An 11,930-nucleotide genomic window follows, 5' to 3' on the forward strand; every position below is an offset into this window, starting at 1 on the left:
ACCCGGCCGCCGCCGCGCTGGAGGGCGTCGGCCTCCTGCGCCTGCGCCCGCTCGGCCCGGCGGCCGCGCGCCGCCTGCTCGCCGGGCGCCCGTCCGGGACGGCGCTGCCGGAGCCGGTGGCGGCCACCGTGCTGGCACTGGCCGGGGGCAATCCGCTCGCCCTGACCGAACTCGCCGACGCCGCGGCCGCCGGCCTGCTGCCGGACCCGCCCGCGCTCCCGGCCGAGAGCAGGCTGCGGGAACGGCACCGGGCCCGCTTCCACGCCCTGAGCCCGGCCGCCCGCGCCCTGGTGTCGGTGGTCGTGGCCGGCGGCCCGCTGCCCGCCGCCCTGCTGCGGGCCGCCGCCCGCCGGCTGCGTCTGGGCGCCGGGGCCCTGGACAGCGCCCATGCCGCGGGGCTCCTCGTCACCCGGGAGGGCACGACGGCCGTGCCGGGCCGGCTGTTGCGTTCCTCGCTGGCCGCGCTGCTCTCCCCCGCCGACCGCACGGCGGCGCACGCCACCCTGGCCGCCGTCCTGGACCCCTCCTCCGCCCGGCTCTACCGGGCCCTGCACCGGCTCGCCCTCGCCACCGGGCCCGCACCGGCGGCCGAGCGGCAACTGGAGGAGGCCGCGACCGCCGCCCGCCGCGACCGCGGCCACGCCGCGGCGGCCGCCGCCCTGGAACACGGCGCCGGTACGACCGCGCACCCCGCCACCCGCGACCGCTGGCTGCTCGCGGCCGCCGCCGACGCGCGGACCTCGGGGGACACCCGGTGGGCGCGGGAACTGCTGCGCCGGGCCGGACCGGGCGGCGGCCCGGCGCCGTCGGAGGCCCTGCGCGCGCTCGTCCAGGGTGAGATCCGGCTGCGCGACGGCGTGCCCGCCGCGGCATGCCGCGATCTGACCGGCGCCATCGGCCGCTTCCCGGCGACGCAGCGCACCCTCGCCCTACGGGCGCTGATGCTGGCGGGCGAGGCGTGCTGTCTGGCGGGGGACTTCACCGCCTACTTCGCGCTCGCCGAGCGGGCGCGCACGATGCGCCGCGGCGACGAGACCCCCGCGCAGCGGCTGGTCCTCGACCACTTCACGGGCCTCGCCGCGACCTTCGCCGGCCGGCACCGGGAGGCCCACTGGGCGCTGCGCCGGGTGGTGCGGCTGGCCGAGGCGGCCGGCGATCCGGAGTCGGCGATCTGGGCAAGCCAGGCGGCGTACACCCTGGGGGACGCGCGGCGGGCGCACGCGCTCGCCTCGGCCGCCGCGCAGCGGGCGCGGCGCCAGGGCGCCGCCGCCCTGGTGCCCGCGGCCCTGGTGTACGAGGCCCTGTGCGCGCTCGCGCTGGACCGCTACGCGGCGGCGGGGGAGGCGGCCGAGGAGGGCGTGCGGCTCGCCGAGGAGACCGGCCAGCGCAATCTGGCCGTCGACCATCTGTCCGTACTGGCCCTGCTGGCGGCGTTGCAGGGCGACAGCGCCACCGCCGCGGTGCGGATGAAGGCCGCCGGGCACGCGGTGGCGTCCCGCGGACTGGGCCGTCCCGAGGCGTTCAACTCCTGGGCGTCGGCCTGCGCGGACCTCGCCGCGGGCCGTCCGGCCGACGCGCTCTCCCGCTTCGGCCGGATGCGTGCAGGGGCGGGCCAGGTCAACCTGGCGATCCGGGGGCTGGCCACCCCGCACTTCGTCGAGGCGGCGGTGCGCTGCGGGCAGCGCGCGAAGGCCGAGGGCGCGCTGCGCGGCTACGAGGACTGGGCCGCGGGCAGCCACAGCACGCTGCGGCTGGCACAGGCCCACCGCTGCCATGCCCTGCTGGCCGAGGACGACGCGGCGGCCGTCGGCCACTTCCGCGAGGCGCTGCGGTTGCACCAGGACGACGACACCGTCCTGGAACTGGCCAAGACCGAGCTGTTCTACGCCTCCCGGCTGCGCCGCATCCGCCGTCCCGGCGAGGCACGTGGCCTGCTGCGGGACGCGCTGGCGGTCTTCCGGCAGTTCGACGCGCGCCCGTGGGCCGAGCGGGCCACCGCCGAACTGCGGGCGGCGGGCGACCGCGTCGGACCGGTGGCACGGGAGCCCGGCGGGGCCCGGGAGCTGACCGCGCAGCAGACCCGGATCTCCGAGCTGGTGGCCCAGGGGGCCACCAATCAGGAGATCGCCGACCTGCTGGTGCTCAGCACGCGCACCGTCGAGTACCACCTGCGGAACATCTTCAGCAGGCTGGGCGTGCGCTCCCGCGTCGAACTGGCGGCACTGTTCCGTTGACCGGGCGGCCCGGTCACCGGTGGTGGGTCAGGCCAGGGCGAACCAGGCGACGGCCGCCACGACCACGACGGCCGCGATGATGCCGACGATCAGTCCCGTCCGGTTGCCGCCCGAGGTCTGGGCCTGCGCGGGCTCCTCGTCGACGAAGGCGCGGAACATCTGGGTGTTGCCGGCCGGGTCGTAATTGTTGTCAGGGGTAGTCATGGTGCAGGACCCTAGCGAAGTCATGTCGTGCCGGTCACCCCTGGGGCCCGGACAACCGGGGGACGGGTACGGGAATACCGCCCGTCGAAATGGTGTCGCACGTTGCATGGCACTCATCGGCACCTCTGATCTCGATGTTCTTCCCCTCTCCCTCGGCGGCAACGTCTTCGGCTGGACCGCGGACGAGGAGACCTCCTTCGCCGTGCTGGACGCGTACACCGCGGCCGGCGGCAACTTCGTCGACACCGCGGACACCTACTCCTCGTGGGTCCCGGGCCACAGCGGCGGCGAGTCCGAGTTCCTGATCGGCAGCTGGCTCTCCAAGCGCGGGCGGCGCGACGACATCGTCGTCGCCACGAAGGTCGGCTCCCACCCGGACTTCAAGGGCCTGAAGGCCGCGACCATCAAGGCCGCGGCGGAGGAGTCGCTGCGCCGGCTCGGCACCGACCACATCGACCTCTATTACACGCACTTCGACGACGTCGAGACCCCGGTCGAGGAGATCATCGGCGCGATGGACGCGCTGGTCCGCGAGGGCAAGGTGCGCTACATCGCCGCGTCCAACATCAGCCCGGAGCGGCTGACCGCCTCGCTGGAGTTCTCCGACCGGGAGGGCCTGGCGAAGTACGTGGCGCTGCAGCAGCACTACAACCTCGTCGAGCGGGAGTACGAGGGCCCGCTGCGCGAGGTGGTGCGGGCGCACGGGCTGGCCTCGGTCCCCTACTTCGGCCTGGCGCGCGGCTTCCTCACCGGCAAGTACCGGCCCGGCGTCGTGGTGGACAGCCCCCGCGCGGGCGGGGCCGGCGCCTACCTGGAGTCGGAGAGCGGGCCGCGCGTGCTGGCCGCGCTGGACGAGGTGGCGGCGGCGCACGGCGCGGAGCAGGCGAGCGTCGCGCTGGCCTGGCTGCGGTCCCGGCCGACCGTCGTTGCGCCGATCGCCAGCGCCCGGACGCCCGAACAGCTGCCGGCGCTGCTGGCCTCGATGGAGCTGGAGCTGACCGCTCAGGAGCTTGAGCTGCTCACCGAGGCATCGGCCTGACCTGCGCCTTTCGCCACACGGCCCGCTTCCTTGACTGGAGGCGGGCCGTTCCTTTTGGAGCTTTTTACCCATAAGAATTTGCCTGCAGCAACCAATCAATCCTACGGTTGCTCAAGGCAACCAATAGTCCGGAGGGAAGGCGACGGTCCACATGGCATCGCAGGAGCTGTACGGGGAGCTGGCAGGCCAACTGCGCGCCATTCCCGCCGTGGCCCGCGAGCTCAGCCGCTCGTGCCCGCCGAACTGCCCGCCCGCCTCGCTGGGTGTGCTCGCGGTCGTGAGCCGCCACGGCGAACTGCGGATGAGCCGGCTGGCGGAGCTGCTGGACATCGACATGTCGGTCACCAGCCGCCATGTCGCACACCTCGCGGAGCGCGGCTGGATCGACCGGCTGCCCGATCCGCACGACAGACGCTCGCGGCTGCTGCGGCTGACCCCTGGCGGCATGGACATGCTCCGCGCCGCACAGGACGGAGTCACCGCCTCGCTCGCCGACCACCTGCGGGACTGGCCCGATCAGGACGTCATGGAGCTCTGCGGGCTGCTGGAGCGGCTGCGCACGGCCTTCACCGCCGACTGCCACCCCCGTACGCAAACGATCACGACGTGAAGAGGATGACGATGGCAACAACCGCAGCACCGGCCGGTGTGCGGGGGACCGACGCCCACAGCGGACACGCGGCCCCCATGTCGCACCGGCAGATCATGGAGGCCCTGACCGGGCTGATCCTGGGCCTGTTCGTGGCGATCCTGTCCTCCACGATCGTCTCCAACGCCCTGCCGAAGATCATCTCCGATCTGCACGGTGGTCAGAGCGCGTACACGTGGGTCATCACCGCCGCACTGCTCACCACCACCGCCACCACCCCGCTGTGGGGCAAGCTGTCCGACCTGTTCAGCAAGAAGCTGCTGGTCCAGCTGGCGCTGGTGATCTACGTGGTCGGCTCGCTGATCGCGGGGCTGTCGCAGAACACGGGCATGCTGATCGCCTGCCGGATCGTCCAGGGTGTCGGCGTCGGCGGCCTGATCGCGCTGACCCAGGTCATCATGGCCTCGATGATCTCGCCGCGGGAGCGCGGCCGGTACAGCGGCTACCTCGGCGCGGCCTTCGCGGTCGGCACCGTCGGCGGCCCGCTGCTCGGCGGCGTCATCGTCGACACCGACTGGCTCGGCTGGCGCTGGTGCTTCTACGTCGGCGTGCCCTTCGCGATCCTCGCGCTGGTCGTGCTGCAGAAGACCCTGCACCTGCCGGTCGTCAAGCGCCAGGCCAAGGTCGACTGGGCGGGCGCCACGTTCGTCACGGCCGCCGTCAGCCTGCTGCTCGTCTGGGTCACCTTCGCCGGCGACAAGTACGAGTGGATCTCCTGGCAGACCTGGGTCATGACCGGCGGCGCGGTGCTGCTCGGCCTGGTCTTCGTACTGGTCGAGTCCCGCGCGCGCGAGCCGATCATGCCGCTGCGGCTGTTCCGCAACAAGACGATCAGCCTGACCTCGGCCGCCTCGCTCTTCGTCGGCCTGGCGATGTACAGCGGAACCGTCTTCCTGAGCCAGTACTTCCAGCTGGCGCGCGACAAGTCGCCGACCATGTCCGGCGTCCTGACCATTCCGTTGATCGCCGGCCTGTTCGTGTCCTCCACCGTCTCCGGCCAGGTCATCACCCGGACCGGCCGCTGGAAGGCGATCCTGGTCTCCGGCAGCGTGCTGCTCACCGCGGGCCTGGGCCTGCTGGGCACGCTGCGGTACGACACCGTCTACTGGCACATGGCGATCTTCATGGCGCTGCTGGGCCTGGGCCTCGGCATGGTGATGCAGAACCTGGTCCTCGCCGTGCAGAACCAGGTGGGCGCCAGGGACCTCGGCGCGGCGAGCTCCATGGTCACCTTCTTCCGCACCCTCGGCGGCGCGGTCGGCGTCTCCGCGCTGGGCGCGGTGCTCGCCAACCGGGTCACCCACTACACCACGGACGGACTGTCCGCGCTGGGTGTGGACTCCACCGGCTCCTCCGACGGCGCCATCCCGGACCTCGGGTCGCTGCCGGCGCCGATCCGCCACGTCATCGAGACCGCGTACGGCCACGGCGCGGGCGATGTGTTCCTGGTGGCGGCCCCGGTCGCGTTCCTCGCGCTGCTGCTGGTGCTCTTCATCAAGGAGGTGCCGCTGCGGACGTCGAGCGGTCTGCAGCAGGCGGCCGGTGTGTCCGGACAGCCGGAGCCGGCGGCCGTCGTACCCGGCGGCCAGGAGCCGGTGGCCGCGGCCCCGGCCACCGTCCCGCTGCCCGCACCCGAACCCATACCCGCACCAGCGCCCGCACCCGTCCAGGAGGGCCCCATGATCCACGGCCAGGTACGCAACTCCGAAGGCGCCGGCGTCGAACGCGCCACGCTCACGCTGATCTCGCTCACCGGCAAGCAGCTCGGCCGGGCCACCGCACACGCCGACGGCGGCTACGTGCTCACCGCGCCCGGCGCCGGCTCGTACGTCCTGATCGCGGCGGCCGACGGCCACCAGCCGCAGGCCTCCACGGTCGTGGTCGGCGAGGAGCCGGTCCCCTACGACGTGGTCCTGGCCGGCACCAGCGGCCTCACCGGCACCGTCACCTCCGAGGCGGACGGCATCCCCGTCCACGGCGCCGTGGTCGTCGTCACCGACATCCGCGGCGAGGTGCTGGCCAGCGGCGGCACCGGGCAGGACGGCGGCTTCGGCTTCCACGGCCTCCCGGCCGGCGACTTCACCCTCGCGGTCAACGCCACCGGCTTCCGGCCGGTCGCCCTCCCCGTCGGGGTCGCCGGCACCGGCCCGACCCACGTCGATGTCGCGCTGCGCCTCGGCGGCCGCGTCCAGGGCACCGTCCTCGGCGGCGCGACCCGGCTGCCGCTGCCCGAGGCCCGCGTCACCCTCGTGGACGGGGCGGGCAACGTCGTGGCCACCGCCACGACCGGCGGCGACGGCGGGTACGCCTTCGGCGATCTGGACGCGGGCGAGTACTCGCTCATAGCCAGTGGATTCCCGCCGGTGGCGACCACGATCACGGTCGGCGACGAGAGCGCCAAGGACGTCGACGTGGAGCTCAGCCACCCCGAGGGGTGAGCGGGCCCGCTCGAGAACGGCCGGGTCGTGCGCCTGCGGAGACGCACGAACCGGCGCGGGGGGACCCCGGTCCGGTCCTGACGGCACGGCAGGGGACGGCCGCACCGTCCGGACCGGGCCACACCGGGTGGCTCCCGCAGGGGCCCGGGGTTCGCCCCGGGCCCCGTTCCCCCGGGGAACACACACGCAACGGAAGGCGAGCGATGAGCATGACCACGACCGGGAAGACGGGCCTGCGGGGGCGGGTCCTGACCAAGGACGGCTGGGCGGTGCCGCACGCCGTGGTGACGGTCACCGACATGACGGGTCAGCAGGTCGCCAGGGAGCCCGCGGACGCCGAGGGCACGGTGCGCACCGCCGCGCTGGCCCAGGGCGCGTACACGGTCATCGTGACGGCCGTCGGCTACCGCCCGACGGCGGCGACGGCGCTGGTCAACGCCTCGGGTTCGGCGGATGTCGGCACCCTGACGCTCGCCCGCTCCGGCGGTGTCGAACTGCCCCCGCCGGGCGTGTGGACCGTCGACCCCGCCCACTCCGAGATCCGCGCGGTCGCCCAGCACCTGGGCCTGTCCAGCGTGCACGGCCGCTTCAAGAGCTTCGCGGCGAGCATCGAGATCGCCGAGCATCCGCTGCGCTCCGGCGTGCAGGCCGTGATCGACGCGGCGTCCATCGACACCGGCAACGGCACCCGCGACGCGCACCTGCGCTCCCCCGACTTCCTGGACGTGGCGGCGCACCCCAGCGTGACCTACCGCAGCACCTCCCTGGAGCAGGCCGCCCCGGACCGCTGGACCGTGCACGGCGAGCTGTCGATGCGCGGCGTGAACCGCCCGGTGGACCTGGACCTGGCCTACCTGGGCACCGGCCCTGACCCGTGGGGCGGGGTGCGCGCCGCCTTCCGCGCGACGGCGCAGCTACGGCGGGAGGACTTCGCCATGCACTACAACCAGGTCGTGCAGGCCGGGATCGTCGCCGTCGGCACCACCGTGAAGGTCGAGCTCGACATCCAGGCCGTGCAGGGCACCACGCTCCCCGCCCTGTAGCCGCGGGCGGCATAGGCTGCTGTCATGGCCTACATCGCGACCAACACCGCCGTGCAGCTCGATCAGTTGCTGGAGTTCGTCCGTCCGCGCCACCGCGCCCTGCTGCTGACCACCCGCTCGGACGGGCGCCCCCAGGGCTCCCCCGTGACCTGCGGCGTCGACGACTCCGGGCGGCTGGTGGTCTCCACGTACCCCGAGCGGGCCAAGGCCCGCAACGCGCGCCGCGACCCGCGGGCGAGCGTGATCGTGCTCTCCGACGAGTGGGACGGGCCCTGGGTCCAGATCGACGGCACCGCCGAGGTGGTCGACCCGCCGGAGTCGGTCGAGCCGCTCGTGGAGTACTACCGCAACATCGCCGGCGAGCACCCGGACTGGGACGAGTACCGCGCCGCGATGCTCAAGCAGGGCAAGTCGCTGCTCCGGGTGACCCCGGAGCGCTGGGGGCCCCTCGCGACGGGCGGCTTCCCGGCCCGGCTGGCGCCCTCCGAGGACTGACCGGCCGGCTGGGCCGGGCGGGCCCGCCCGTGTACAGCGAGGGGCGGCGGCCGAGGGCCCCCCCCCTTCCCGCGTCCACGACCTGGGTCAGCTCGGGTCGGTCAGGTCGTAGACGGTCACTCCGCCCAGGGTCGTGGAGCCGAAGTTCTCCTCGACCCATGAGCTGATCTGTGAGGCCGTGCCATTGCCGCTACTGCCCCGGCCGCCGCCGCCCATGCCGCCCGAGGCGATGAAGTAGTGGATCCGGCCCTGTGCCACGTAGTTCTTGAACCGGTCGAGGGTCGGGGACGGGTCACTGCCGTTGAAGCCGCCGATGGCCATCACGGCCCTGTTGGTGGCCAGTTGGTAGCTCGCCGCGTTCTGTGAGCCGATCGCGGCGGCCACCCAGGTGTAGCGGTCGGCGTCGGCCAGGAGCGCGTTCTTGGCGGCGTCGCTCACGGTCGCGCCGTTCAGCAGGCCGCCGAGGCCGCCCGCGCCACCGCGTCCGGTGCCGCCGGAACCGCCCTGCGGGCCGCCGGGGAAGCCCTGTTGACCCTGGCCACCGCCCGGGAAGCCACCGGTGCCACCGCCCGGGAAGCCCTGCTGGCCCTGTTGCCCCTGCCCGCCGCCCGGGAAGCCGCCGGTGCCACCGCGCATGCCGCCGGGGAAGCCGCCGGTGCCGCGGCGCATGCCGCCCATGCCGCCCTGCACCGCGGGTCCGGCCGTCACGATGGAGCCGGTGTGCGGGGTGCCGATCGTCTGGAGGGTGTACGCCAGCGGCCCGCCGAGCGCCGCCGCGAGGCCGAGCGCGGCCGCCGCCAAGGCCAGGTGCCGGCCCAGTCGCGCCGCGAGCAGCAGTCCGAGCGTCGCCGCGATCCCGGCGACGAGTACCGCGTACCGGACCCAGGGGTACCAGTCCGCCGAGCGGCCCAGCAGGACGCACGACCACACCGCCGTCACCAGGACCGTGGCCGCGAGCACCGCCGACGCGGCCGGGTGCCGGCGCCGCTCCCACAGCAGCGTGGCGCCCATGCCCACCAGCGCCGCGATATAGGGCGCCAGGGCGATGTTGTAGTACTGGTGGAAGATCCCGGACATGAAGCTGAAGGTCAGGAAGGTGAAGACCAGCGCGCCGCCCCAGACCAGGAAGGCCGAGCGCCGGGCGTCGGCGCGCGGCGCCCGCCGGGTCAGCCACAGGCCGGCCACGAGCAGGACGAACGCCGCGGGCAGCAGCCAGGCGATCTGACCGCCCATGTCGGTGCCGAACAGCCGGCCCCAGCCGGTCTCGCCCCACTGGCCCCCGCCGCCCGGACCCGCGCCGCCGCCGACGGAGCCGGTCTCGTCGCCGGTGATACGGCCGAAGCCGTTGTAGCCGAAGGTCAGCGACAGGAAGCTGTTGTCCTGCGATCCGCCGATGTACGGGCGCGAGGACGCGGGCCACAGCTCGACGATCGCGACCCACCACCCGCCGGAGACCACGGCCGCCAGCCCCGCGAGCCCGATCTGCCCGAACCGCCGCCTGACGCGCGTGGGCGCGCACACCGCGTACACGACGGCCGGCGGCGGCAGGATCAGCCACGCCTGGAGCGTCTTGGTCAGGAAGGCGAGACCGAAGGCGACGCCCGCGAGCACCAGCCACTTCGTCCGGGCGTCCTCCAGGGCGCGCAGCACGCAGTACACCGCCACCACCATCAGCAGGCAGAGCAGGGCGTCCGGGTTGTTGAAGCGGAACATCAGGGCGGCGACCGGCGTGAGCGCGAACGCGAGCCCCGCGATCAGCCCCGCGGCCGCGCTGAAACGGCGTCGCACGGCGGCGTACAGCACGCCCACCGCCGCCACGCCCATCAGCGCCTCGGGCACGAGGACCGACCAGGAGCTCAGTCCGAAGACCCGCACCGACAGCGCCATCGGCCACAGCGCGGCCGGGGGCTTGTCGACGGTGATGGAGTTGCCGGCGTCCGAGGAGCCGAAGAAGAACGCCTTCCAGCTCTCGGCGCCCGCCTGCACGGCGGCGGAGTAGAAGGAGTTCGCCCATCCCGAGGCGCCCAGGTCCCACAACTGGACGACGGCCGTGAGGGCGAGCAGCGCGAGGAACGCCGGCCGGGCCCAGCGGGGGTCCTCCGGCCGCCCCCGCCACAGACGGGCGGCGATTCCGGCGGTACCAGCAGTACCAGCGGCGCCGCCGGTATCGAGGGGCCGCACGGCCAAGGGCGGGGGTGCCCCCTGCGGGACGGGGCTTCGTCCTGTGGCCCCCGGCGGCGGTGCGTCGGCCGGGACCGGGGTGCGGTGCACGGCCGCGGGGGTGTGTCCCGGGACCGGCGGGACGGTGTGCGGGGTCCCCGGGGTCCCCTCCGGCGCGTGGTGCGACGTGGTCATCGGTGGCTCCTGGGGTCGTGTGCCTCGTATTCCGGGTATTCCGCGGCCGTCACGGGGGCCGCGGAATCGTGCGGAAGGAGGTGCGGCGGGAGGGCGTGCCGTCCCGGCCGCCGCCGGGCGGCCGGCTCGTCGTCGTACGGCGTGCCCGGCCGGACCGCCACGGGCGGCACGGGCGGCACCGGCGGCACCGGCGATCCGGCGCCGGAGGCCGCGCGGTCCGGGAAGACCCAGGCGCGGAAGAGCAGGAAGCGCAGGACGGTCGCCGCCAGGTTGGCCGCGACGAGGACGGCGATCTCGGTGCCGTGCGAGGGACTGCCGTTCGCGCTGTGCAGGGCGGCCAGCGAGCCGCTGGTGAGCGCCAGGCCGATGCCGAACACGACCAGCCCCTGCGCCTGGTGCCGCGCGGCCCGGTCCCGGCCGCGCACGCCGAAGGTCAGCCGCCGGTTGGCGGCGGTGTTGCCCGCCGCCGAGATCAGCAGGGCCAGCGCGTTGGCCGGCTGGGCACCTGTCGCGCCGCGCAGGAGCGCGAAGAGCAGCAGGTACACGACGGTGCTCAGCCCGCCCACGGCGCAGAAGCCGGCCAGTTGCCGGGCGAGCCCGGCGGGCACGTCGGCGATGTCGCGGTCGCGCGGGTCGTCGCCGAAGGGCCGGCGCAGCCGGTCCAGCGGCAGCGCGCCCGTGGCGAGCGCCCGTCCGATCCGCCACAGGCCCTTGAGGTCGTCGGTCGCGGTGCGGACGAGGTCCACGGTCGAGTGGGGGTCGTCCACCCAGTCGACCGGCACCTCGTGGATGCGCAGCCCGGCCCGTTCGGCCAGCACCAGCAGCTCGGTGTCGAAGAACCAGCCGCTGTCCTCCACCAGCGGCAGCAGCCGCTCGGCAACGTCCTTGCGGATCGCCTTGAAGCCGCACTGCGCGTCGGTGAAACGGGCGGCCAGCGAGGTCCGCAACAGGATGTTGTAGGAGCGGGAGATGAACTCCCGCTTGGCGCCCCGGACGACGCGCGAACTGCGCGCCAGCCGGGAGCCGATCGCCAGGTCGGAGTGGCCGGAGATGAGCGGGGCGACCAGCGGCAGCAGCGCGTTGAGGTCGGTGGACAGATCGGCGTCCATGTACGCCAGCACGGGCGCGTCGGAGGCGGACCACACCGCGCGCAGGGCGTTCCCGCGGCCCTTGCGCTCCAGGCGGACGGCGGTGACGGCCGGTATCCCGGCCTCCAGCCCCTTGGCGATCAGGGCCGTGCGGTCGGTGCTGGCGTTGTCGGCGACGGTGATCCGGAAGGGGTAGGGGAAGGTCCGCTCCAGGTGCGCGTGAAGTCTGCGGACGCAGCCTTCGAGGTCTTTCTCCTCGTTGAAGACGGGGATCACGACGTCCAGTACCGGTCCGGTCCGGGAGACGGCCAGATGCTCGCGGGCGGGGAGGCTCCCCGGGCTCCGATCCTCCCGGCCGGTCGGCGGGAGCTGTTGGGTTCGCATG

The 11,930-nt window shown here is 74.2% G+C and carries 9 protein-coding genes; 6 read left to right on the forward strand and 3 right to left on the reverse strand.

The annotated features are described in order from the left end of the window. Positions 1 to 2,234, forward strand: a 2,234-nt coding sequence (locus tag ACFWVC_RS17390; protein WP_384285826.1) for a LuxR C-terminal-related transcriptional regulator, incomplete at its 5' end; no start/stop codon positions are given. A 27-nt stretch (positions 2,235 to 2,261) separates the two neighbouring features. On the opposite strand, the gene ACFWVC_RS17395 is transcribed toward ACFWVC_RS17390, so the two are convergent. After that, complete coding sequence (locus ACFWVC_RS17395) at positions 2,262 to 2,438, reverse strand: hypothetical protein (protein ID WP_384285828.1); 177 nt, start codon at positions 2,436 to 2,438, stop codon at positions 2,262 to 2,264. Between the two features lie 106 nt (positions 2,439 to 2,544). Between ACFWVC_RS17395 and ACFWVC_RS17400 the strand changes: the two genes are divergently transcribed. From ACFWVC_RS17400 to ACFWVC_RS17420, 5 genes are all read left to right on the forward strand, one after another. Further along, positions 2,545 to 3,477 (forward strand): aldo/keto reductase, encoded by a 933-nt coding sequence (locus tag ACFWVC_RS17400; RefSeq protein ID WP_384285830.1) that lies wholly within the window; start codon positions 2,545 to 2,547, stop codon positions 3,475 to 3,477. A gap of 151 nt (positions 3,478 to 3,628) precedes the next feature. Further along, positions 3,629 to 4,087 carry a MarR family winged helix-turn-helix transcriptional regulator gene (locus ACFWVC_RS17405; protein ID WP_384285832.1) on the forward strand — a complete coding sequence of 153 codons (459 nt, stop codon included), beginning with the start codon at positions 3,629 to 3,631 and terminating at the stop codon, positions 4,085 to 4,087. A gap of 11 nt (positions 4,088 to 4,098) precedes the next feature. Then, the gene (locus tag ACFWVC_RS17410; protein WP_384285834.1) at positions 4,099 to 6,564 is read left to right on the forward strand and encodes an MFS transporter; all 2,466 of its coding nucleotides are present in this window, start codon (positions 4,099 to 4,101) and stop codon (positions 6,562 to 6,564) included. A 209-nt stretch (positions 6,565 to 6,773) separates the two neighbouring features. Next, positions 6,774 to 7,607, forward strand: coding sequence for a YceI family protein (locus ACFWVC_RS17415; protein ID WP_384286176.1), 834 nt, complete (start codon positions 6,774 to 6,776; stop codon positions 7,605 to 7,607). A gap of 24 nt (positions 7,608 to 7,631) precedes the next feature. After that, on the forward strand, positions 7,632 to 8,102 hold the full coding sequence (locus ACFWVC_RS17420; RefSeq protein ID WP_384285836.1) for a PPOX class F420-dependent oxidoreductase: 471 nt from the start codon (positions 7,632 to 7,634) through the stop codon (positions 8,100 to 8,102). Between the two features lie 87 nt (positions 8,103 to 8,189). Here ACFWVC_RS17420 and ACFWVC_RS17425 read toward each other — a convergent pair whose 3' ends face one another. Continuing rightward, the gene (locus ACFWVC_RS17425) at positions 8,190 to 10,457 is read right to left on the reverse strand and encodes a glycosyltransferase family 39 protein (RefSeq protein WP_384285838.1); all 2,268 of its coding nucleotides are present in this window, start codon (positions 10,455 to 10,457) and stop codon (positions 8,190 to 8,192) included. Further along, positions 10,454 to 11,929, reverse strand: coding sequence for a glycosyltransferase (locus ACFWVC_RS17430; RefSeq protein ID WP_384285840.1), 1,476 nt, complete (start codon positions 11,927 to 11,929; stop codon positions 10,454 to 10,456). Before ACFWVC_RS17430 ends, ACFWVC_RS17425 begins: the two co-directional genes overlap by 4 nt. Position 11,930 lies beyond the last annotated feature (1 nt).

It is taken from the genome of Streptomyces sp. NPDC058691 (assembly GCF_042714775.1).
Lineage (GTDB): Bacteria > Actinomycetota > Actinomycetes > Streptomycetales > Streptomycetaceae > Actinacidiphila.

Excerpts from the sequence above, each read along its gene's own strand:
- ACFWVC_RS17400 (WP_384285830.1), top strand. The coding sequence starts at position 2,545 with ATGGCACTCATCGGCACCTCTGATCTCGATGTTCTTCCCCTCTCCCTC.
- ACFWVC_RS17395 (WP_384285828.1), bottom strand. The coding sequence starts at position 2,438 with ATGACTACCCCTGACAACAATTACGACCCGGCCGGCAACACCCAGATG.
- ACFWVC_RS17405 (WP_384285832.1), top strand. The coding sequence starts at position 3,629 with ATGGCATCGCAGGAGCTGTACGGGGAGCTGGCAGGCCAACTGCGCGCC.
- ACFWVC_RS17430 (WP_384285840.1), bottom strand. The coding sequence starts at position 11,929 with ATGCGAACCCAACAGCTCCCGCCGACCGGCCGGGAGGATCGGAGCCCG.
- ACFWVC_RS17415 (WP_384286176.1), top strand. The coding sequence starts at position 6,774 with ATGACCACGACCGGGAAGACGGGCCTGCGGGGGCGGGTCCTGACCAAG.
- ACFWVC_RS17425 (WP_384285838.1), bottom strand. The coding sequence starts at position 10,457 with ATGACCACGTCGCACCACGCGCCGGAGGGGACCCCGGGGACCCCGCAC.
- ACFWVC_RS17420 (WP_384285836.1), top strand. The coding sequence starts at position 7,632 with ATGGCCTACATCGCGACCAACACCGCCGTGCAGCTCGATCAGTTGCTG.
- ACFWVC_RS17410 (WP_384285834.1), top strand. The coding sequence starts at position 4,099 with ATGGCAACAACCGCAGCACCGGCCGGTGTGCGGGGGACCGACGCCCAC.